Source organism: Streptomyces sp. NPDC001617 (genome assembly GCF_053596855.1).
On the sequence record NZ_JBSFHA010000023.1, the window covers coordinates 56,197 to 76,734 of the forward strand.

A 20,538-nucleotide genomic window follows, 5' to 3' on the forward strand; every position below is an offset into this window, starting at 1 on the left:
GACAGCGATACTGCTGCACATGACGACCGACACCGGGGAGCCGACGCTCACGATCGACGAACTGGCCGCGCGGGCCGGCATCACGGTCCGTACGGTTCGGTTCTACGGCACCAAGGGGCTGATCCCGCCGCCGGTGATCGGTGCGCGACGCGTGGGTCACTATGGGCAGCAGCATCTGGCCCGGCTCGCGCTCATCGAGGAGCTGCAGCACCAGGGCATGACCCTGGCGGCCATCGAGCGCTACATGGAGCAGCTGCCGGCGGACCTCAGCCATCACGACCTGGCGATCCACCGGGCGGTGGTCGCCTCCTGGGCGCCGGACACGGTGGAGACCGTGACGGAGGACGAACTGCGGCGGCGGGCCGGGCGGGCGCTCGGCGAGGGCGACGTCGAGCGGCTCGTCGCCATGGGGGTGGTCCGGGTCGACGGAGACGCGTACCGCATCGACGCGGGGCTGCTCCGGCTCGCCGTCCAGCTGCTCGACGTACCGCTCTCCCAGGATTCGATCCTCGCCGCGAGGAAAGTGCTCGTCGCGCACTCGCGGGCCGCCGCACACGAGCTGTCGCAGCTGTTCCGGGGTGAGGTGGCGGAGCGGGCGGAGGAGGACGTGAAGTCGCTGTCCGCGCACATGGAGCCCATCGTGCTGCAGGCGCTGCTGACGACCTTCCAGAGGTCGCTCAAGGAAGAGGTGCAGCAGTGGTTGTCGGGATCGTCAGAGGAAGGCCGATCCGCCTGACACGTTGAGCGTCTGGCCGGTCAGGAAGCCGCTGCCCTCGTCGACGACGTAGAGGAGCGTCGAGACCAGGTCGGCCGTCTCCTGAGTGCGGTGCACCACCTGCCGGGCGCGGATGAACTCGAAGCCGCCGTCCGCGCCGACCGTCCGCTCGGCGGTGGCCGTGCGCACCATGCTGGGCGCGATCGCGTTGACCGTGATGTCGTACGGGCCCAGCGCGGCCGCCAACGCGCGCGTGAAGCCGATCAGGCCCGTCTTCGAGGCGACGTACGGGACCATCGTGGGTGGTGCGGTGAACACGGCGGCGGAGGCGATGTTGACGATACGGCCCCACCCCGCCGCCTTCAGATACGGCAGCGCGGCCTGCGCGACCAGGAAGGGTGCCTCCAGGTTGACGCGCATGATCCGGCGCCAGTCCTCGGCGGTGGTCTCCTCGAAGGGCTTCGCCGGGTAGACGCCGGCGTTGTTGACGACCACGTGCAGAGTGCCGAACCGGTCGATCAGGCGTTCCAGTTGCTGCCGCACCTGCGCCTCGTCGGTGACGTCGCCGACGAGCTCCAGATAGTCCAGGACCTTTCCCGCGGTCTGTGTCTGCGGGACGAGGTCGAAACCGGCGACCCGGTAGCCGCGCCCGGCGAGCGCGACGGCGAACTCCTGTCCGAGGCCCTGTGCCGCTCCGGTCACCAGGGCGGTACGCGTCTCCATGGGCCGAGTGTGCGGACCTGTCAGGTGCTCGGCAAGGGCGCATTTCACTCGCTGAAACGGCGCTGTTGCCGCTCGGGCCCAGGGGGTCGACGCTGCGGGCGACCCCAGTGCCGGCCGTACCGGGAGCCGTACCGCGATGACCGAGACCGAGCGTGCCGTGGACGACGCCGAGCGCGCCCGCGATCAGGGCGGCGGGCTACGTCGGTGGAGCCCGCTGCCCCATCGGCTGCTGCGGGACGAGCTGGGTGTGCTGCTCGTGCTGGGGCTGCTCGTCGCCGGGATCGGCATTCCGTACCCGGACTTCCTCAACACCTCCAACCTGCTCTCCACGGCCCACAATTCGGTCTACATCTCGCTGATGGCGTGCGGCATGGTCTTCGTGCTCGCCATGCGCGAGGTCGATCTGTCGGTGGGCGGGACGTACGCGATGTGCCTGGTCGTCGGGGCGTTGCTGGTGCGGGACGGGCTGAACCCGTGGCTGGCGGTGCCGGTGATGCTGCTGACCGGGATCGTGCTGGGGGTGTTCAACGCGCTGGTGACGACGCTGCTCGCGCTGCCGTCGTTCATCGTGACGCTGGGCACTCTGATGCTGTACCGGGGTGTGGGGCTGGCGCTCGCGGACGGCAAGCAGATCACCGATCTGCCGCTGGACAACTCGTTCTTCACCTTCGCGGGCGGCGATCCCGGCGGGGTGCCGTTCGCGCTGTGGGTGCTGCTGACGGTGCTCGTCGTGCTGGGGGTCGTGCTCGCCCGCACCCGTTTCGGGGCCCGGGTGCGGGCGATCGGGTCCAATCCCGACGCCGCCGCGTTCAGCGGCATCCCGGTCGTCCGGACCCGTGTCCAGTCCCTGGCCCTGTCCGGGCTCACCACGGCCTTCGCCGCCGCGCTCGCCCTCGCCTTCTACGGCGCCGGTGACCCGACCCTGGGCCAGGGCTACGAGTTGCAGGCCATCGCCGCCTGCATCATCGGCGGCACCCCGCTGGTCGGCGGCCGTGGCTCGGTGCTCGGCGCGGTGGCCGGGGCGATGATCCTCTCGGTCGTCGCCTCCGGACTCGTGTTCTTCGAAGTCCCCATCAACTGGACGTCGTTCGCGACCGGCGGGATCATCCTCGTCGCCGTCGCGGCCGACAGCGTGCTGCGGCGCACCGGACGCCGACGCAAGTGAACACCCCGCCTGCGCAAGGCTTTTGGAGGCCGTGATGCACGCCAGACTCCGTACGACCGCCGCCGTGCTCGGCGCCCTGGCGCTGCTCGGCACGGCCGGCTGCGGCAACAACAGCCCCGGCAAGGGCGGCAAGTTGAACATGGGCATCGCGGTCGCCAACATCTCGCTCAACTTCGCCCACGAGATGGTGCTGGGCGCGCAGAGCGCGGCGAGCCACGCGGGGAAGGTGAACTTCAAGGCGGTGGGGCCGCCGAACACCGACGGACCGGCGGAGGTGCAGCTCTTCCAGAACCTCACCGCCCGCGCGACGGACGGCATCGTCCTGGAGAACCTCGACCCGCCGATCTTCACGCGTCCCGCCGCACAGGCCGTCGACAAGAACATCCCGATCGTCGCCCTGGACACCTCCCCTACTCCGGGCAGCAAGGTCGACTTCTATGTGGGGAACGACAATTACGCGCTCGGCGAGCTCATGGCGAAGGAGGCGCTGAAGCGGCTGGGTTCGAACCCGAAGGGGGAGATCGTCATCGGCGTGCCCAACCCGGGGACGCCGGTGCTGGACAACCGGGCGAAGGGCATCTCCGACACGTTCAAGAAGGAGGCGCCGGGAGTCAAGGTGCTGGGCCCCTTCCAGACGTACAGCGATCCCGGCCAGAACTACAGCTCCTGGTCGGCGCAGGTGAACGCGCACCCCGAGGCGCTGGCCTTCCTCGGCGTCGGGGACGCCGACAGCTACAACCTCGCCAAGATCAAGAAGTCGGAGCACGGCACATGGCTGACGGCGGGCTTCGACGTCGACCCGAAGACCCTGGAGGCGGTCAAGGACGGCTCGAACTTCGTCACCATCGACCCCCAGCACTTCCTGAAGGGCTATCTCTCCACGGCGATGCTCATCGAGGCGGTCCGCGACAAGAAGGGCAAGCTGCCCCAGGGCTGGTTCCTGTCCCCCGGCGGGGTCGTCGACTCCTCCCACATCGACGACATCATCGCCCGGCAGAAGTCCGCGCAGGCGGCGTACGACTGGTACAAGCCGACGATCGACAAGCTCCTGGGCGACCAGAAGGCCAACCTCAAGCCGCTGAAGGACGCCCGCTGAGATGACCCACGGCGACGTCCTGGTGGCACAGGGGCTGGTCAAGTCGTACGGCGGAGTGCGGGCGTTGGACGGGGTCGGCATCCGGCTGCGGGGCGGCGAGGTGCACGCGCTGGTCGGGGAGAACGGCGCGGGCAAGTCGACGCTGGTGCGGATCCTGTCCGGGGTGCTGGCGGCCGACAAGGGGACGATACGGTCGGCCAGGGACATCCGGATCGCCGTCGTCTCCCAGGAGTTGAGCCTCTTCCCGGACCTGTCCGTGCGGGAGAACCTCTTCCCGCAGGGGCCTCCACGCCGCTTCGGGCTGCTCGACCGCAGCGCCATGGACCGCGCCGCGCGCCCGGTCCTCGCGGAACTCGGCCTGGACGTCGCCCCGGGCACGGAGGTCGGTGAACTCCCTCTGGCCGACCAGCAGTTGACGGAGATCGCGCGGGCCCTGCTCCGGAATCCGGACCTGCTGATCCTGGACGAGCCGACCTCCGCCCTCCCGGCCGCCGCCGTCGACCGGCTCGAAGGCGTGCTGCACACCCTGACCGGGCGGGGCATCGGCGTCCTGTACGTGACCCACTTCCTGGACGAGGTCATGCGGTTCGCCCAGTGTGTGACGGTCCTGCGGGACGGCCGGGTCGCGGTCCCCGGTGCCCGTCGTGCGGACGTGGACGTGCCGGAGCTGGTGACGGCGATGCTGGGCGGGCGCCCGCCGCAGCCGACGCGCAGGGCGCGGGCCGTGCTGGATCTGCCGCCACCGGTGGTGCTGTCGGGGGTGAGCGTGCCCGGGCGGCTGACGGACGTGACGTTCACGGTGCGGGCCGGCGAGGTGGTGGGGGTCGCCGGCCTGCAGGGGGCGGGCCATCTCGGCGCGCTGGAGGTGGTGTGCGGGCGCACCGCGGTCTCGGCGGGGCGGGTCGACATCGGCGGCCGCGGGCTGCCGCACTCGCTTCGGGCGGCGGTGCGGGCGGGCGTGGCCTTCGTGCCGAGTGACCGCAAGCGGTACGGGCTGATGACGGACCGTACGGTGTGGGAGAACACGACGACGGTGAGCTGGCTGGCGCTGGGCCGCGGCGGCGTCATGCCCTCCCGCTCCGAACTGGTGCGCCGCACGGCCGACTTGACCGAGCGGCTGCGGTTGCGGGGTGGGCCGTACGACGTCGTGGCCCGGCTGTCGGGCGGCAACCAGCAGAAGGTCGTCTTCGCCAAGTGGCTGGCGACGGAACCGAAGATCGTGGTGCTGGACGATCCGACGCGGGGCGTCGACGTCGGAGTACGGGCCGAAATGCACCGCATCGTGGGCGAGTTGGCGGCGGGCGGGGCGGCCGTGCTGCTGGCGTCGACCGACCTGGCGGAGCTGACGGAGGTCTGCGACCGGGTGCTGGTCTTCGTACGGGGTCGGATCACCGGGGAGGTGCACGGGGAGCGGCTGACGGAACATGCGTTGGCGGTGGCCATGCAGCAGGCGGTGCCGGAGTCGGGTTGAGCGACGGGCTGCGACCGGGCCGGGCCGGGCAACGGGCCGTGCACGCTCAGGCCGACAGCGTCCGCGTCAGTGCCCTCGCCGCCGCGCACACCCTCGCGCCCACCCGGTCCACGTCCACGCGGCGGGTCCCGCCGGTCACGGAGATCGCGGCGATCGGGCGGGGGCCGTGGTCGCGGGCGTAGATCGGGGCCGCGACGGCGGAGACACCGACCTCGGCCTCCTCCAGGTTGACGCCGTAACCGCGGGCCCGGGTCAGGGCGAGGTCACGGGCGAGCTGGCCGGGCAGGACCAGGGTGCGCGGGGTGAGGCGGAGCAGGATGCGGTGCGGTGGGCAGGGGTCCTGGGCGAGGAAGACCTTGCCGGTGGCCGTGCAGTGGGCGGGCAGCCGGCCTCCGGTGCGGGAGACGATCGGGGTGGAGCGGCGGCCGGTGACCTTCTCCAGGAAGAGGGTGTCCGTGCCGTCCGGGACGGCCAGGTGCACGTTCTCCTGCGTCGCCTCGTGCAGGTCCCCGAGATACGGCAGCGCCGCATCCCGCAGCTCGCACACGGTCGGCGCGGACTGACCGAGGACGAAGAGCCCGAGCCCGATCCGGTAACAGCCCTCCTCGGTGCGCTCGACCAGCCCCAGCCGGACCAGCTCCCCGACCAGCCGGTGCGCGGTCGGCTTCGGCAACCCCGTGCACAGGGCCAGCTCGGCGAGGGTGAGGGCGGTCCCGGCGTCGCCGCAGGCACGCAGGAGCAGCACCCCACGCGCGAGCACCGACTTCGGCAGCTGACCGTCCGTCATGGATCGATGGTCGTCGCTTCCGGGTGGGGTGACAAGGAGTGGGCGGCGGTGACCGGGCGGGCGCGTCACTGCCGCAGCGGTACGTCGATCAGCATCGGCCTGGTCAACTCGCCTGCCCCGGCGACCAGTTCACGCAAGTGATCGGCGCTGTCGGCTCGTACCGCATCCACCCCGAAGAAGCGGGCCGCCTGGGTGAAGTCCAGTGGCCCGAGTCCCGTGCCGGGGCAAGGGCCCTGGTTGCCCATCGACTCGTAGGTGTCCCGCAGGGTCTGGTAGACGCCGTTGTTCATCACCACGAACAGGACCGGGGCGTTCTGCCGGGCGGCGCTCCACAGGCCCTGCAGGCCGAAGAGGGTGCAGCCGTCACCGAGGACGGCGACCACGGGGCGGCCCGGTTCGGCGAGGGCGCGGCCGACGGCTGCGCCGATGCCCCAGCCGAGGCCGCCGCCGACGGTGTGGGTGTAGCTGCCGGGGCGGTCGAGGCGGACGAGTCGGCGGAGCAACAGGCCGACGGTGATGGCCTCTTCGACCACCACGGCATCGGGCGGCAGTCCTCGGGCCACGGCGTGTGCGGCGGCCCAGGGGGCGAGCGGGGCCGGGGAGTAGGCGGCGCGCGCGGCGGACTCGGCGCGGTCGCGGTCGGCGGTGTGGCGTTCGCCGGCGCGGAGGATGCGGCCCTTGGCCGTGTGGGCGGGGACTTGGTCGCGCAGGAGTTCGGAGAGGTGGTGGAGGGAGGGGGCGAGGGCACCCACCAGGCCCGTCGTCGCGGCGAAGTTGCGGCCGATCTCGTCCGGGTCCGAGTCGAGTTGGACGACCTTGAGGCCGCGCGGCAGCGCGGGGCCGGGGCTGTAGTGGTGGGGTGTGAAGGCGTGGGCTCCGACGATCAGCAGGGCGTCGTACGAGGTGAGGGCGGCGCGGATGGCGTCGTGGCGGGGCGGCAGCATGCCGGCGTACAGGGGGTGCGTGGTGGGGAAGTCGAGGCAGTCGGCCATGGGCTGATGGTGGACGACGGCGCCGCACGCCTCCGCCGTGCGGACCAGCGCGTCCAGGGCTCCCTCACGACCGACCCCGTCCCCCGCGACGATCGCCGGACGGGCGGCGGCGCCGAGGAGCAGGGCGGCCCGTTCGAGACCGGTGGCGGGTCCGGCGGGGGGTAAGGGGGTGCGGGCCGGGACCTCCACCTCGGTGTCCTCGGCGAGCAGGTCCATCGGCACGGACAGGAACACCGGTCCGGCGGGCGGCCGTACGGCGAGAGCGAAGGCGCGGCGCAGGGCGAGCGGCAGGTCGTGGGCGTGCTGCACGTCGTATGCCGCCTTCACCGCGGGCGTGGCGAGGCCGATCAGGTCGCCGGAGAGCATGGGGTCCTGCTGGAGGTGGCGGCGGTCCTGCTGGCCGGCCGTCACGACGAGGGGGGTGCGGGAGCGGCGGGCGTTGAGCAGGCCGATCAGGCCGTTGGCGAGGCCGGCGGCGATGTGCAGGCTGACGAAGGCCGGGCGGCCGGTGCCGCGCGCGTACCCGTCGGCCATGGCGACGACGGAGCCCTCGTGGACGCCGAGCACATACTCGGGGGCGCCGTGCGCTTCCGCGAGGGCCGCCAGGAAGGGGAGTTCGGTGGTACCGGGGTTGCCGAAGACGCGATCCACGCCCTCGCCGCGCAGGATGTCCAGGACGGCGAGGGCGGGACGGTATCCCATGGGGGGCTCCTCGTGGGGGCGGGACCGTGTGGACGCTTCGCGGGTCAGCGTCGGGGGGCGGGGGGCCGGGAGCAAGCGGGGCGTGTCACTGAGCGAAAGGAACTCCGGGCCGCCTCAGCTCCGCCGCTCCCGGTACAGGTCCCGGAGCAGGGCGATCTCCGCTCCGTGGTGCAGGAGTTCCTGGTTGACCCACCAGACGACGTCGAGGAACGGCTCCTCCGGGTCGCTGCCGTGCGGGTAGGTGCAGAATCCGACCGTGTCGAGGGCGGTGTCGTCGGCGGTGAGCAGGGCCTTGCGCCAGGCCGTGGCGGCGGTGTCGAAGGCGGCGATCGCTGCTGCCGCGTCCCCGGCGACGGCGTAGTCGTCCGTGGTGAGGGCGTGGCCGCCGACGGTGTGCTCCGCCCGGAGGAAGAGCAGTTCGCTGAGGTGGCCCAGGCGCCAGCCGAGGGTGGTGAACGGCGGCGGCCAGGGGTGGGGGAAGGAGGCGGCGTCCCGGCCCCATTCGCCGGTGCCGGTCAGGTACGTCGCCAGCGGGCCGGGGCCGTCCGCGCGCCGTCGGACCGACCAGCACTCCGACACCGGCTCCCAGAGGTACTCCTCGTCGGTCATGACGCCGACCTCGACCGGCGAACCGTTGCCGCTGTCCATCACCGGCCCGGTCAGCCGGGCCGCCAGGCGCTCGCGGGCGAAGTCGAACTGGTCGAGCAGCGGTACGAGACGGGGTGCTGTCACTGACGCTCCCAAGGCGAGTCGGCCGGTGACCCACCAACTTGGCACAGCCGACAGCGCCCCGCCCCTCAATTTCTAGGCGTCGGCGAACCGCTCCCCCTTCTCCGCCTTCTCCACCAGCAGCGCGGGCGGCCGGAACCGCTCCCCGTACCGCTCGGCGAGTTCACGCGCGCGTGCCACGAAGCCCGGCAAGCCGCCCTCGTAACCGTTGATGTACTGGAGCACACCGCCCGTCCAACCGGGGAAGCCGATCCCGAAGACGGACCCGATGTTGGCGTCGGCGACCGACGTCAGCACGCCCTCCTCGACGAGCTTGACCGTGTCGAGCGCCTCGGAGAACAGCATGCGTTCCTGCATGTCCCTGAACGGGATCCCGGCGCCCTCACGTGTGAAGTGCTCCCGGAGTCCGGGCCACAGGCCGGCCCGCTTGCCGTCCTCCCCGTACTCGTAGAAGCCCGCTCCCCCGCTGCGTCCGGTCCGCCCGAACTCGTCGACCATACGGTCGATGACGGCCTCGGCGGGGTGTGTCGGCCAGGTGCCGCCCGCCTCCTCGACGGCCCGCCTGGACTCGTTGCGGATCTTGCGCGGGAGGGTGAGCGTCAGCTCGTCCATCAGGGAGAGCACCTTGGCCGGGTAGCCCGCCTGGGCCGCCGCCTGCTCGACGGACGCGGGCTCGATGCCCTCGCCGACCATGGCCACACCCTCGTTGATGAAGTGGCCGATCACCCGGGAGGTGAAGAAGCCGCGCGAGTCGTTGACGACGATCGGCGTCTTCTTGATCTGCCGGACCAGGTCGAAGGCGCGCGCGAGCGCCTCCTCGCCCGTGCGCTCGCCCTTGATGATCTCGACGAGCGGCATCTTGTCGACGGGCGAGAAGAAGTGCAGTCCGATGAAGTCGGACTGGCGCTCGACTCCCTCCGCCAGCGCGGTGATCGGCAGCGTCGAGGTGTTGGAGCACAGCAGCGCGTCCGGCTCGACGATGTGCTGGATCTCCTGGAAGACCTTGTGCTTGAGCTCCGGGTTCTCGAACACGGCCTCGATCACCGCGTCGCAGCCCGCGAGGTCGGCAGGGTCGGCGGTGGGTGTGATGCGGGCGAGCAGCGCGTCGGCCTTCTCCTGGGTCGTACGACCCCGGGAGACGGCCTTGGCGCACAGCTTCTCGGAGTAGCCCTTGCCCTTGGCGGCCGCTTCCGGCGTCACGTCCTTCAGGACGACGTCGATGCCCGCGCGGGCACACGAGTAGGCGATGCCCGCGCCCATCATGCCCGCGCCGAGGACGGCGACCCTGCGGACCTGGCGGGGCTCGATGCCCTTGGGACGGTTGGCGCCGGAGTTGACGGCCTGGAGGTCGAAGAAGAAGGCCTGGATCATGTTCTTCGAGATCTGGCCGGCGGCCAGCTCGACGAAGTAGCGGGCCTCGATGATCTGCGCGGTGTCGAAGTCGACCTGGGAGCCCTCGACGGCCGCGGCGAGGATGTTGCGCGGGGCCGGGTAGGGCGCGCCGTTGGTCTGCTTGCGCAGGTTGGCCGGGAAGGCGGGCAGGTTGGCCGCGAACTTGGGGTTGGCGGGGGTGCCGCCCGGAATGCGGTAGCCGGGCCTGTCCCAGGGCTGCTGGGACTCGGGGTTGGCGTCGATGAAGGCGCGGGCCTTGGCGAGCAACTCGTCGGGGGTGGCGGCCACGTCGTCGACCAGGCCGTTCTGCAGGGCGCGCTGGGCGTTGTACTGGGTTCCCTGGAGCAGGACCTTCAACAGCGCGTCGGCGATGCCCAGCAGACGGACGGTACGCACGACACCGCCGCCGCCCGGGAGCAGCCCGAGGGTGACCTCGGGGCAGCCGATCTTCGTGGCGGAGGTGTCGAGGGCGATCCGGTGGTGGCAGGCCAGGGCGATCTCGTAGCCGCCGCCCAGGGCCGCGCCGTTGATCGCGGCGACGACCGGCTTGCCCAGGGTCTCGATACGGCGCAGGTTGCGCTTGAGGACCTGGACGCCGTCGAAGAACTCCTGCGCGGCGTCGGGGGTGACGCGAATGAGTTCGCGCAGGTCGCCGCCGGCGAAGAAGGTCTTCTTGGCCGAGGTGACGATGACGCCCCGGATGGTGTCCTTCTCGGCCTCCAGGCGGTCGGTGACGGCCGCGAGGGAGTCGCGGAACGCCTGGTTCATGGTGTTCGTGGACTGGTCGGGGTCGTCGATGACGAGGGTGACGACGCCGGTGCGGTCCTGTTCCCAGCGGATGGTGGTGCTCTGTGTCATGACTCGGGTCTCCGTAGAAATCTCTGAAGTCTCTTGGTTCCGCCGGGGATTCAGATGCGCTCGACGACGGTGGCGATGCCCATGCCGCCGCCGACACAGAGGGTCGCGAGGCCGTACCGCTTGTCCTGGCGCTCCAGTTCGTCGATCAGGCTGCCCAGGATCATCGCGCCGGTGGCGCCCAGCGGGTGGCCGAGGGCGATCGCGCCGCCGTTGACGTTGACCTTGTCCAGTGAGAGGCCCATGTCCTTCACGAAGCGCAGGACGACCGCCGCGAACGCCTCGTTGATCTCGACGAGGTCGATGTCGTCGATGGTCAGCCCGGCCTTGGCGAGCGCCTTGCGGGTGGCGGGGGCGGGGCCGGTGAGCATGATGGTGGGCTCCGAGCCGGAGACCGCCGCCGACACGATCCGCGCGCGGGGGGTGAGGCCGTAGCGCTCGCCGACCTCCTGGGAGCCGATCGCGACCAGCGAGGCGCCGTCGACGATGCCGGAGGAGTTGCCCGCGTGGTGGACGTGATCGATCTTCTCGACCCAGTGGTACGTCTGCAGGGCCACGGCGTCGAAGCCGCCGAGGTCGCCGATGTCCGCGAAGGACGGCTTGAGCCCCGCGAGGGAGTCGGCGGTGGTGCCGGGACGCAGGTGCTCGTCGTGGTCGAGGACGGTCAGGCCGCTGCGGTCCCTGACGGGGACGACGGACCGGTCGAAGCGGCCCTCCTTCCAGGCCGTCGCCGCGCGCTCCTGCGAGAGGGCCGCGTACTCGTCGACGTCCCGGCGGGAGAATCCCTCGATGGTGGCGATCAGGTCGGCACCGATGCCCTGCGGCACGAAGTTGACGTTCAGGTTGGTCATCGGGTCGTTGAACCAGGCGCCGCCGTCGGAGGCCATCGGCACCCGGGACATGGACTCGACGCCGCCCGCGAGGACCAGGTCCTCCCAGCCCGAACGGACCTTGGCTGCGGCCAGGTTGACGGCTTCCAGGCCCGAGGCACAGAAGCGGTTCTCCTGTACGCCGGCGACCGTGTCCGGCAGTCCGGCGGCGATCGCGGCGACACGGGCGATGTCGGAGCCCTGGTCGCCGACGGGGCCGACGACGCCGAGCACGATGTCGTCGATCGCGGCCGGGTCCAGGCCGGGGAAGCGGTCGCGGATCTCGTGGATGAGGCCGACGACCAGGTCGATGGGCTTGGTGCCGTGCAAGGAGCCGTTCGCCTTGCCGCGGCCGCGCGGGGTGCGGATCGCGTCGTACACATACGCTTCGGTACTCACTGGAAAGCCTTTCAATGAGGGTCAGCCGAGCAGGGAACGGCCGATGATCTCCTTCATGATCTCGGTCGTCCCGCCGTAGATGGTCTGGATGCGGCCGTCCGTGAAGGCCCGGGCGACCGCGTACTCACTCATGTAGCCGTAACCGCCGTGCAGTTGGAGACAGCGGTCGGCGACCCGCTTCTGCAGTTCGGTCGCCCACCACTTGGCCATGGAGGCGTGCACGGCGTCGAGCCGTCCGTCCGAGTGCTCCTCGACGCAGCGGTCGAGGAACGCGCGCGTGACGGCGCACTCGGTGGCCATCTCGGCTATCTCGAACCGGATGTGCTGCTTGGTCGCGAGCGGCCGCCCGAAGGCCTCGCGCTCCTTGACGTACTCGGTGGTGATCTCCAGCAGATGCTCGGCGGCGGCGATCGCGGAGACGGCGATGCTGAGGCGCTCCTGCGCGAGGTTCGTCATCAGATGGATGAACGCGCCGTCGAGCGTGCCCAGCAGGTTCTCCTTGGGCACGCGCACGTCGTGGAAGAACAACTCGGCGGTGTCCTGGGCCTTCTGGCCGATCTTGTCGAGGTTGCGGCCGCGCTCGAAGCCCTCCATGCCACGCTCGACGACGAGCAGCGACAGTCCGTGCGCGCCGCCCTCCGGTGTCGTCTTCGCGACCACGATCACCAGGTCGGCGATGATCCCGTTGGAGATGAAGGTCTTGGAGCCGTTGAGCACCCAGTGGTCGCCCCGGTCCTCGGCGTGCGTCCTGATGCCCTGGAGGTCGGAGCCGGCGCCGGGCTCGGTCATGGCGATGGCGGTGACGATCGAGCCGTCGCAGAATCCGGGCAGCCAGCGCCGCTTCTGCTCCTCGGTGGCGAGGCCGGTGAGGTACGGGCCGATGACGTCGTTGTGCAGTCCGAGGGCGAGGCCCGGCGCACCCGCGCGCGTGAACTCCTCGGCCAGTACGGTGGCGTAGCGGAAGTCGGTCGTGCCGCCGCCCCCGTACTCCTCGGGCACGGCGAGCCCGAGCAGGCCCTGCTTGCCGGCCGCGCGCCAGGCCTCGCGGGAGACGATGCCGTCCTTCTCCCACTGCTCGTAATAGGGCAGTACCTCCCTGGCCAGGAAGGCGCGCACGGTCTCCCGGAACGCGTCGTGCTCGGGGGCGAAGACCTGCCGCTTCATTCGAGGCCCTTCATGGGTTCCTGGTCCTTCAGGAGGTCGGGTGCGTCCCAGTCGCGCGCCACGTCGGCGGTGTCGGCGCCCGGCCGGGCGGGGCCGGTGCGTACGGCGGTGGGGGTCGCGGAGAAGCGGGGTGCGGGGGCCGGCTGGGTGATGCCGCCGTGGTCGGTGAAGGTGCCGCGGGCGGCGAGGTGCGGGTGGTGCGGGGCCTCGTGCAGCGACAGTACGGGTGCCACGCAGGCGTCGGAGTCCGCGAACACGGACGTCCACTCGTCCCGGGTGCGGGACTTGAAGCGGGCGGCGACCGCCTCGCGCAGCTCGCCCCAGCGGGTCCAGTCCTTGCGGGCGTCGGCGTACTCCGGGAGGTCGAGCAGGGTCACGAACTCGTCGTAGAACTGCGGCTCCAGGGAGCCGACCGCCATGTACGTGCCGTCGGCCGTCTCGTACGTGCCGTAGTAGGGGCAGCCGCCGTCCAGGAGGTTGGCGCCGCGCCGGTCCTGCCAGCCGCCGGCGGCGAGCATGCCGTGGATCATCGCGGAGAGGTGGGTGGTGCCGTCGACGATGGCGGCGTCGACGACCTGCCCGGTGCCGCCCGCGCGCGCGTGGTGCAGCGCGGCGAGGACGCCGACGACCAGGTAGAGCGAGCCGCCCGCGTAGTCGCCGAGGAGGTTGGCGGGGACGGCCGGGGGCCGGTCCGGTTCGCCGATCATGCCGAGGGTGCCGGTGAGGGCGATGTAGGCGATGTCGTGGCCGGCGCGGTGGGCGAGCGGCCCCTCCTGGCCCCAACCGGTCATACGGCCGTAGACGAGCTTCGGGTTGCGGGCGTGGCAGGCCTCGGGGCCGACACCGAGGCGCTCGGCGACGCCGGGGCGGTAGCCCTCGATGAGGATGTCCGCACGTTCGGCGAGGTCGAGCACGCGTGCGGGGCCGTCGGCGGACTTCAGGTCGACGATCACCGAGCGCTTGTTGCGGTTGGTGACGTCGTACTCCGGGTTGATCGCGAGGCCGACGCCGCCGGGGCGGTCGACGCGGACCACGTCCGCGCCCAGGTCGGCCAGGAGCATGGCGGCGAACGGGCCTGGTCCGATCCCGGCCAGCTCGACCACGCGCACGCCGGTGAGCGGGCCCTGTCCTGGCGTCGTTGCCATCCAGCCCCCAAGAGTCATCACACGGGTATGACACAACTGATGTAACACCAGTGATGCTAAGAACACGTTCCACCGAGCGCAAGCCCTGGGCAAGCAAGCGCTTAGCCAATTGTCGTGCGGGGCGCTCACCCGGCGGCCGGGCTCCGCATTCCTCACGCTAGCCTCGGCCACCGACAACGGCGCGTGCTGCGGACCAAGGGGTGTCATGAGCAGGCTGAATGGGACGGACCGTCCGTACGACATCGTGCTCTTCGGAGCCACGGGCTTCGTGGGGACGCTGACCGCGGAGTACCTCGCCGGGCACGCGCCCCAGGGGCTGCGCTGGGCGATCGCGGGCCGCAGCGAGCGGAAGCTGGAGGAGCTGCGCGAGCGGCTGCCGGGCGGCGAGCAGGTCGGGGTACTGCGGGCGGACGTGTCCGAGCCCGCCTCGCTGCGCGAACTCGCCGAGCACGCGCGCGTGGTGGCGACGACGGTGGGGCCGTACGTGACCTACGGCGAGGACCTCGTGGCCGCCTGCGCGGACACGGGAGCGGACTATCTGGACCTCACCGGTGAGCCGGAGTTCGTGGACCTGACGTACGTCCGGCACGACGCACGCGCGCGCGAGACGGGCGCGCGGCTGGTGCACGCGTGCGGCTTCGACTCGATCCCGCACGACCTGGGCGCGTACTTCACCGTGCGGCAGCTCCCGGAGGGGGTGCCGCTGAGGGTCGACGGATTCGTCACCGCGGATGCCACCTTCTCGGGCGGCACCTTCGCGTCGGCGCTCAACCAGTTCTCGCGGCTGCGGCCGATGCTGGCCGCCGAGCGGGACCGGCGGCGGCACGAGCCGCGGCTGGTGGGCAGGCGGGCCGCCGCGCCGACCGGGGCGCCGCGGTTCGCGAAGGAGGTCGGGGCGTGGGCGCTGCCGCTGCCGACGATCGACCCGCAGGTCGTGCACCGGTCGGCGAAGGCGCTGGAGCGGTACGGCCCCGACTTCCGCTACCGCCACTACGCGGCGGTGCGTCACCTGCCCGTCGCGGTGGGCGGGGTGGCGGCGATGGGCGCGCTCGTCGCGGCGGCCCAACTGCCGCCCGCGCGGCGCTGGTTGTCGGACCGGCTCAAGCCCGGGGACGGGCCCGGCCCGGAGAAGCGGGCGAAGAGCTGGTTCTCGGTCCGCTTCGTGGGCGAGGGCGGCGGGCGCCGTGTCTTCACGGAGGTCGCGGGCGGCGACCCCGGCTACGACGAGACGGCCAAGATGTTCGCCGAGTCGGCTCTGTCCCTGGCCTTCGACGAGCTCCCGGACACCTCGGGCCAGGTCACCACGGCGACCGCGATGGGCGACGCGCTGACCGAGCGCCTGCGCGGGGCCGGCATGACCTTCCGGGTCGTGGCCGACCTCTGATCTACAGCGACCACCCGGCCACGGTGTAGATCATCCCGCCGATCCAGCCGATGCCCGCCAGCACGGCGAGAACCAGCGCGACCGTCACGGCACGCTCGACGGGGCGGTTCGGGTCGGCGAGGGGCTTGGGGGCGCGGTGCGTCGTCATGCCGGCAAGCCTGCCGAGCGGGGCGGTGGGCTCACATCCGTACAGGTACTCAGACCGGGTACTCAGATCGCACCCGTCACTCACCCACGCCCCGTCGCCTCCCGCAACGCCCGCCGGCACAGCGCGTCCGCCCTGCGGGTCGTCTCCGGGAGGCGGTACGCGGGGGTCAGGGCCAGTACGTGGGCGCAGGCGTTGTCGAGGGTGGTGCGGTGGCCCACCGAGACGAAGACCGGTTTCACGGTGTCGCGGGTGCGCAGGGCACGGCCCACCTCCTCGGTGCCCGCCAGCAAGGGGGCTGCGCCGCCGCGTGGGGCGGGCGGGTCGTCGTGGTGGAAGGTGAACGGGTTCTTCGCCACTCCGATCGTGGGGAGGTCGGTCAGGACGCCCAGGTGGCTCGCCAGGCCGAAGCGGCGGGGGTGGGCCAGGCCGTAGCCGTCGCAGACGACCAGACCGGGGGGACACGGGAGGGCGTCGAGAGCCGCCAGGACCGTGGGGATCTCGCGGAAGGCGAGCAGGCCGGGGACGTACGGGAAGGAGATCCGGCCGATGGCGGTGGCCTCCGCGACGACCTCCAGGGTCGCGGCGTCCAGGACCACCGCCGCCGCCGCGACCACGTCCCGCTCGTCGTCGTAGGCGACGTCCACGCCGGTGACATGGCCCGTGCGGGGCGGCGGGCCGGGTTCGTCCAGCACCACCCGGGTCCGCAGCGCGTCCTGCACGGCCCGGGCCTCTTCCTCGGTCGCGGGCCAGCCCGCCGGGATGCGTACGGTCGTCATGATGGGGACGAGGGTACGGCCGTGAGGCGTAGGCTCGCGATCATGTTCGTACTGGAGCTGACCTACACCGCCCCGCTGGACGCCGTCGACACCCTGCTCGACGCCCATGTGGCATGGCTGGACGAGCAGTTCGAGAAGGGCGTCTTCCTCGCGGCCGGGCGCAAGAGCCCCCGCGACGGCGGGGTGATTCTCGCTGTCGCGGAGGATCGTTCGCGGGTCGAGGAGATCGCCGCCGGGGACCCGTTCACGATCGGCAAGGTGTGCACGTACCGGATCACCGAGTTCGTCGCCACGAAGACGGCGCCGGCCCTGGAGGAGTACCGCGAACCGCCGCGCTGAGTCTCAGCTCTTCCTGTCGCCCAGCGCGCGCTGCAGTTGGCTCTTGTTCATGTGCGAACGGCCTTCGATGCCGCGTTGCCTGGCCTCGTTGTACAGCTGGTCGCGGGTCGGGCCCTGGGAGCCCTTGCCCGACCGCTGACCGCCCCGCTTGCCGGACGACATGTCCTGCGTCGAGGTGCGGCTCGCCTGCTTCGACTCGCCGGACCGGGCGCGTTCCTTGTTGACCGTCCGCGCCGCGATCTCCTCGGCGCGTGCGGTGCTCTCTCCCCGGTCCCGCGCGCTCTTCTTGATGTGCTCGTACTGGCGCTCCCGCTTGGAGCTGGAACCTGCGGGCATCTCGCTCACTCCTGTCGCGTTCCCTTGCGCGGTCCGCGACCGAGTACCCGCATTCCGGCCCCATGCGTCACCTCTCCAGCCGCGCCACCCTCCCCTGTTCACCCGCGGCCCAGCAGCCGAGGTCGGCGGTGCAGTCCACGGTGTCGTACGAGCCCGTGTCGACCGTGCGCCAGGTGCGGCCGCCGTCCGCGGTGAGGTCGGTCCCGGTGGGGCCCACCGCGAGGGCGGCGGTGCGGCTGTGCGGGAGCCAGGCGGCGCCGGAGCGGTAGGCGGGCGGGGGCCGGTCGGCGGGCCGCCAGGTCCGGCCGCCGTCGGCCGTGGTGGCCGCGGCCTGCGGCGAGGCCTGGTCCGCCCGGTAGTCGCCGCCGACCGCGAGGCCGTGGGTGCGGTCGTGGAAGGCGAGCGCGAAGACGCCCTTGGCCGGGTCGCCCGCCGGGATCGGCGTGTCGGTGGCCGTCCAGGTCAGCCCACGGTCGGCGGAGTGCAGCACCCGCGCGCGTGCACCGCCGCCGGTGGCCAGCCAGACGTCCGACGGCCCGGAGGACACCAGACACTGCCCGCTCGCCGCGAAGCCCGCCTCTCCGTCCAGGGCGGCCGGCATGCCCGTGTTCGGGAGCACCGTCCAGGAGCGGCCGCCGTCGCTGGTCGACAGGATGCGGAACGTCCCGTCCACCGGGTCGCTCATCGCGAGACCGTGCCGGCGGTCGAAGAAGGTGAGGCAGTCGTAGAAGGCGTTGGCGTCGGTGTTGCGGAAGGACTCGGTCCAGGTCGCACCGCCGTCGTCGGTGCGATAGACGCGGGACGCCTCGCCCTCGCCGATGGCCAGCACCACGGCCCGGTGGGCGTCGAAGGCCTCGATGTCCCGGAACTGGAGATCGGCGGCGCCGGGCGGCGAGACGTTCCGCCAGCTCGCCCCGCCGTCCGTGGTGCGCAGCACGGTGCCCTGGGTTCCGGCCACCCACGCGGTGTTCCGGTTGACCGCGGAGAGGCCGCGGAAGCGGACGTCCGGCGTGCCGGTGGCCTTGAGTTCCCAGTGCGGTGCCGCGTGCTCCTGCGACTGCGCCTGTGCCGGTACGGCGGTCAGGGCCGCCAGCACGGCCGAGCACACCGCCCCCGCGGCCACCGTGCGGAACGTCCGTCTCATCCGTCGCTTGTTCACCGAGCGCCTCATGGCGGGCGAAGCTAGCCGACCGGCCGGACGCCGTCCAGACGGCCGGGGGCGCCTCAACTGCCCACGGGGGCACAGAAGGTGGGTCTCGTCACTTCCGTGCATGAACGCGGTGACGGAGGTCACTCGAAATTGGTGTGCACGGATTGACTGATTCCGGCGTCTCTAGCAGTGCCCGACTCAATCAGCCCGCAAGCCCGTCCAGCCGTCACAAGGGAGCAAGGCGTTGTCCACCGTCATCGAGCAACCCGTGGAGGCCCGTCTCGTCGCCGCCGCGCCTCGCATGCCCAACATCCCGGCGAAGCTGCACTACGACCGCAGCGATCCGTTCGCGGTCCGTATGACTTTCCCGGCTCCCGCGACACTGGAGGGCGTGGAGGTCTGCTGGACCTTCTCGCGTGAACTTCTGAGCGCGGGGCTGGAGGGATCCGAGGGGCAGGGGGACGTGCGGGTGCGGCCGTATGGGTACGACCGCACCGTGCTGGAGTTCCATGCGCCGGAGGGGACCGCTGTGGTGCATGTGCGGTCGGAGGAGGTGCGGAGGTTCCTGGGAGCCACGGGGGAGTTGGTGCCCGTGGGCCTGGAGCACCTGTACCTCGACCTGGACCATGATCTGGCGGAGTTGATGCGGGACGCCTGAGTTCTCACCGCTTGGTAGCAGCTTGTCCAGGTCTGCATAGCCGAGTCCCTGGTCCACCGAGCCAAGAGGAAACTGTTGCGACCGGTCCCGCTACCACGTTCAGTGGAGCGTCGATTCCGTCCATCAGCGCTCTGATCGTCTCCGGGTCGACGGCCCCGGGGACGAAGATTCCGTCGGCGCCTGCGGCCAGGGGGGCCGCGGCTCGCTCCAGAGTGGTGTCCACTCCCCCCGGCGGCCTCAAGAACCTGTCGATCCTCGCGTTGACGAACAGCGGTACGCCCTCCGCGTCGGCGGCCTCGCGGGCGGCCGTGATGCGGTCGGACTGTTCCGTCACGGGGCGCAGGGGGCCCGTGCCCGGCTCGTAGAGGGCGTCCTCGATGTTCACGCCCACCGCGCCTGCCGCGTCCTTCCCGTAGGCGGTCTCGATGTCGGCGCTGAGGGTAGATCGACCGCGGCGGCCATACGGGCGACGGCTGTGAGGGCCGTGGCGTGGTCCAGGCGGTCGCCGTCCGCCGTGCCGAGGGACCAGGACAGACCCTCGCTCGTGGTGGCGACCGCCGCCGCTCCCGCGTCCGCGATGGTCCGGGCGCCGGTCAGGTCCCAGGCGTTCGGCAGGACGAGCGGGGGTGCCGGGGGGTGTGGAGGGCGCGGAAGGCGAGGGCGCCGTCGCGGAGAGTCGTCGTCCTGCGGCTCACTCGACCAGCGGCCGCGGGGCAGGGGCCGGCAGGAATCCGACGTCGATGGGGGGGAGGCCTCAGCCCGTCGCCGGCAGGGCCGCGCACAGGTCGCTCAGGACCGCGCCCGCCCCGCTGCGCTCGATCAGTTCCTCCACGCGCTCCTTGTGGCGCTCGCGGTCGCCGTCCTGGAGCAGGGCGGGCAGGTCCGCGGCGACGGCGAGGGCGGCGAAGGCCGCCTGCTGCTCCGAGACCTCCGGGGCCCGGCCCTCCAGGATCTGCCGGGCCTCCTCCCGCAGCGCGTCCACGGCGGCCGTGTTCTCCATTACGTGCTCCACGCTCGGGAAGACGCCCAGGACCCGCTTCTTCTCCGCCCGGAGGTACCCCTCGGCGGTCAGCTGTTCCCGTACCGCGTCGAACGTCACGCGCGCGTGCAGCGTCACCCAGGAGCGCCAGTGGTGCGGCCGGGACTCGCGGACCAGCTCCAGGAGACCGTCCAGGACGGGGTCATGGCTGAGGGCGTCCATGTCGACGGGCGTGGCGATGCCGTCCTCGTCGGTGAGCAGGCCGCGCCGGGCCAGTTCGGTGAGGGCGCCGGCCCGCACCACATGGGCCGTGGCCATGACCTCGGTGGTGGTGGAATCCCAGGCCAGCAGGCAGAGCCGGGCCGGGAGTGAGAGCGAACCGTGGGGCACGAGGTCTCCTTGGTGCGGCGAGGTCGAGGTTCACGTTAATTCGTTGACAGCCGTCAGGGGCGCTCGTACGGTGTACAGCGGTTCTGTTGCCGTCGATCGGAGTAGGACGTTGCTCGTCTGAGGTCCTGAGACACCGCGTCACACACATATGAGGTGTGCGGACGCCGCGTGCGA

The 20,538-nt window shown here is 71.7% G+C and carries 20 protein-coding genes and 1 pseudogene; 7 read left to right on the top strand and 14 right to left on the bottom strand.

Going from position 1 to position 20,538, the window contains the following annotated elements:
* Positions 1-19: 19 nt before the first annotated feature.
* Positions 20-736, top strand: a complete 717-nt coding sequence (locus tag ACWC09_RS19425; RefSeq protein ID WP_450851774.1) for a MerR family transcriptional regulator — start codon at positions 20-22, stop codon at positions 734-736.
* Here the strand turns inward: ACWC09_RS19425 and ACWC09_RS19430 are convergent.
* Entirely contained in the window at positions 713-1,438 is a 726-nt protein-coding gene (locus ACWC09_RS19430; RefSeq protein WP_450851775.1) for an SDR family NAD(P)-dependent oxidoreductase, read from the bottom strand. The genes ACWC09_RS19425 and ACWC09_RS19430 overlap by 24 nt on opposite strands.
* 136 nt (positions 1,439-1,574) lie before the next feature.
* Here ACWC09_RS19430 and ACWC09_RS19435 point away from each other — a divergent pair, with 136 nt between their 5' ends.
* The 3 genes from ACWC09_RS19435 to ACWC09_RS19445 are packed head-to-tail and all read left to right on the top strand — an operon-like array spanning position 1,575 to position 5,170.
* Positions 1,575-2,603 (top strand): ABC transporter permease, encoded by a 1,029-nt coding sequence (locus ACWC09_RS19435; protein ID WP_450851776.1) that lies wholly within the window; start codon positions 1,575-1,577, stop codon positions 2,601-2,603.
* A gap of 34 nt (positions 2,604-2,637) precedes the next feature.
* The gene (locus tag ACWC09_RS19440; protein ID WP_450851777.1) at positions 2,638-3,699 is read left to right on the top strand and encodes a sugar ABC transporter substrate-binding protein; all 1,062 of its coding nucleotides are present in this window, start codon (positions 2,638-2,640) and stop codon (positions 3,697-3,699) included.
* A 1-nt stretch (position 3,700) separates the two neighbouring features.
* Positions 3,701-5,170, top strand: coding sequence for a sugar ABC transporter ATP-binding protein (locus ACWC09_RS19445; protein ID WP_450851778.1), 1,470 nt, complete (start codon positions 3,701-3,703; stop codon positions 5,168-5,170).
* A 46-nt stretch (positions 5,171-5,216) separates the two neighbouring features.
* Here the strand turns inward: ACWC09_RS19445 and ACWC09_RS19450 are convergent, their stop codons facing one another.
* The 7 genes from ACWC09_RS19450 to ACWC09_RS19480 form a co-directional block, all read right to left on the bottom strand.
* Positions 5,217-5,957: an IclR family transcriptional regulator gene (locus tag ACWC09_RS19450; protein WP_450851779.1), complete on the bottom strand. Its 741-nt coding sequence runs from the start codon at positions 5,955-5,957 to the stop codon at positions 5,217-5,219.
* A gap of 65 nt (positions 5,958-6,022) precedes the next feature.
* Complete coding sequence (locus ACWC09_RS19455; RefSeq protein ID WP_450851780.1) at positions 6,023-7,651, bottom strand: thiamine pyrophosphate-binding protein; 1,629 nt, start codon at positions 7,649-7,651, stop codon at positions 6,023-6,025.
* Between the two features lie 114 nt (positions 7,652-7,765).
* The gene (locus tag ACWC09_RS19460) at positions 7,766-8,383 is read right to left on the bottom strand and encodes a DinB family protein (RefSeq protein WP_450851781.1); all 618 of its coding nucleotides are present in this window, start codon (positions 8,381-8,383) and stop codon (positions 7,766-7,768) included.
* A gap of 72 nt (positions 8,384-8,455) precedes the next feature.
* Positions 8,456-10,630, bottom strand: a complete 2,175-nt coding sequence (locus ACWC09_RS19465; protein ID WP_450851782.1) for a 3-hydroxyacyl-CoA dehydrogenase NAD-binding domain-containing protein — start codon at positions 10,628-10,630, stop codon at positions 8,456-8,458.
* A gap of 50 nt (positions 10,631-10,680) precedes the next feature.
* Positions 10,681-11,895, bottom strand: a complete 1,215-nt coding sequence (locus ACWC09_RS19470; protein ID WP_450851783.1) for an acetyl-CoA C-acetyltransferase — start codon at positions 11,893-11,895, stop codon at positions 10,681-10,683.
* Between the two features lie 21 nt (positions 11,896-11,916).
* The gene (locus tag ACWC09_RS19475; protein ID WP_450851784.1) at positions 11,917-13,059 is read right to left on the bottom strand and encodes an acyl-CoA dehydrogenase family protein; all 1,143 of its coding nucleotides are present in this window, start codon (positions 13,057-13,059) and stop codon (positions 11,917-11,919) included.
* Positions 13,056-14,204, bottom strand: a complete 1,149-nt coding sequence (locus tag ACWC09_RS19480; protein WP_450851785.1) for a CaiB/BaiF CoA transferase family protein — start codon at positions 14,202-14,204, stop codon at positions 13,056-13,058. Before ACWC09_RS19480 ends, ACWC09_RS19475 begins: the two co-directional genes overlap by 4 nt.
* 205 nt (positions 14,205-14,409) lie before the next feature.
* On the opposite strand from ACWC09_RS19480, the gene ACWC09_RS19485 reads away from it, so the two are divergent.
* Positions 14,410-15,588 (top strand): saccharopine dehydrogenase family protein, encoded by a 1,179-nt coding sequence (locus ACWC09_RS19485; protein ID WP_450851786.1) that lies wholly within the window; start codon positions 14,410-14,412, stop codon positions 15,586-15,588.
* 1 nt (position 15,589) lies between these two features.
* Here ACWC09_RS19485 and mmpA read toward each other — a convergent pair whose 3' ends face one another.
* Positions 15,590-15,736, bottom strand: a complete 147-nt coding sequence (gene mmpA / locus ACWC09_RS19490) for a morphogenic membrane protein MmpA (RefSeq protein ID WP_450851787.1) — start codon at positions 15,734-15,736, stop codon at positions 15,590-15,592.
* An 80-nt stretch (positions 15,737-15,816) separates the two neighbouring features.
* Positions 15,817-16,512: an endonuclease V gene (locus tag ACWC09_RS19495; RefSeq protein WP_450851788.1), complete on the bottom strand. Its 696-nt coding sequence runs from the start codon at positions 16,510-16,512 to the stop codon at positions 15,817-15,819.
* A 42-nt stretch (positions 16,513-16,554) separates the two neighbouring features.
* Between ACWC09_RS19495 and ACWC09_RS19500 the strand changes: the two genes are divergently transcribed.
* Positions 16,555-16,851, top strand: a complete 297-nt coding sequence (locus tag ACWC09_RS19500) for a YciI family protein (RefSeq protein ID WP_450851789.1) — start codon at positions 16,555-16,557, stop codon at positions 16,849-16,851.
* A gap of 3 nt (positions 16,852-16,854) precedes the next feature.
* Here ACWC09_RS19500 and ACWC09_RS19505 read toward each other — a convergent pair whose 3' ends face one another.
* Together ACWC09_RS19505 and ACWC09_RS19510 are read right to left on the bottom strand one after the other, a co-directional pair.
* Positions 16,855-17,187, bottom strand: a complete 333-nt coding sequence (locus ACWC09_RS19505) for a plasmid stabilization protein (protein ID WP_450851790.1) — start codon at positions 17,185-17,187, stop codon at positions 16,855-16,857.
* A gap of 67 nt (positions 17,188-17,254) precedes the next feature.
* On the bottom strand, positions 17,255-18,331 hold the full coding sequence (locus ACWC09_RS19510) for a WD40/YVTN/BNR-like repeat-containing protein (RefSeq protein ID WP_450851791.1): 1,077 nt from the start codon (positions 18,329-18,331) through the stop codon (positions 17,255-17,257).
* Between the two features lie 250 nt (positions 18,332-18,581).
* Between ACWC09_RS19510 and ACWC09_RS19515 the strand changes: the two genes are divergently transcribed.
* Positions 18,582-18,995, top strand: coding sequence for an SsgA family sporulation/cell division regulator (locus ACWC09_RS19515; RefSeq protein ID WP_450851792.1), 414 nt, complete (start codon positions 18,582-18,584; stop codon positions 18,993-18,995).
* A gap of 76 nt (positions 18,996-19,071) precedes the next feature.
* Here ACWC09_RS19515 and ACWC09_RS19520 read toward each other — a convergent pair.
* Both ACWC09_RS19520 and ACWC09_RS19525 read right to left on the bottom strand, forming a co-directional pair.
* A pseudogene (locus ACWC09_RS19520) lies at positions 19,072-19,690 on the bottom strand (isocitrate lyase/PEP mutase family protein); the annotation flags it as partial.
* 59 nt (positions 19,691-19,749) lie between these two features.
* Positions 19,750-20,364 (bottom strand): GOLPH3/VPS74 family protein, encoded by a 615-nt coding sequence (locus tag ACWC09_RS19525; RefSeq protein ID WP_450851793.1) that lies wholly within the window; start codon positions 20,362-20,364, stop codon positions 19,750-19,752.
* Positions 20,365-20,538: the final 174 nt, after the last annotated feature.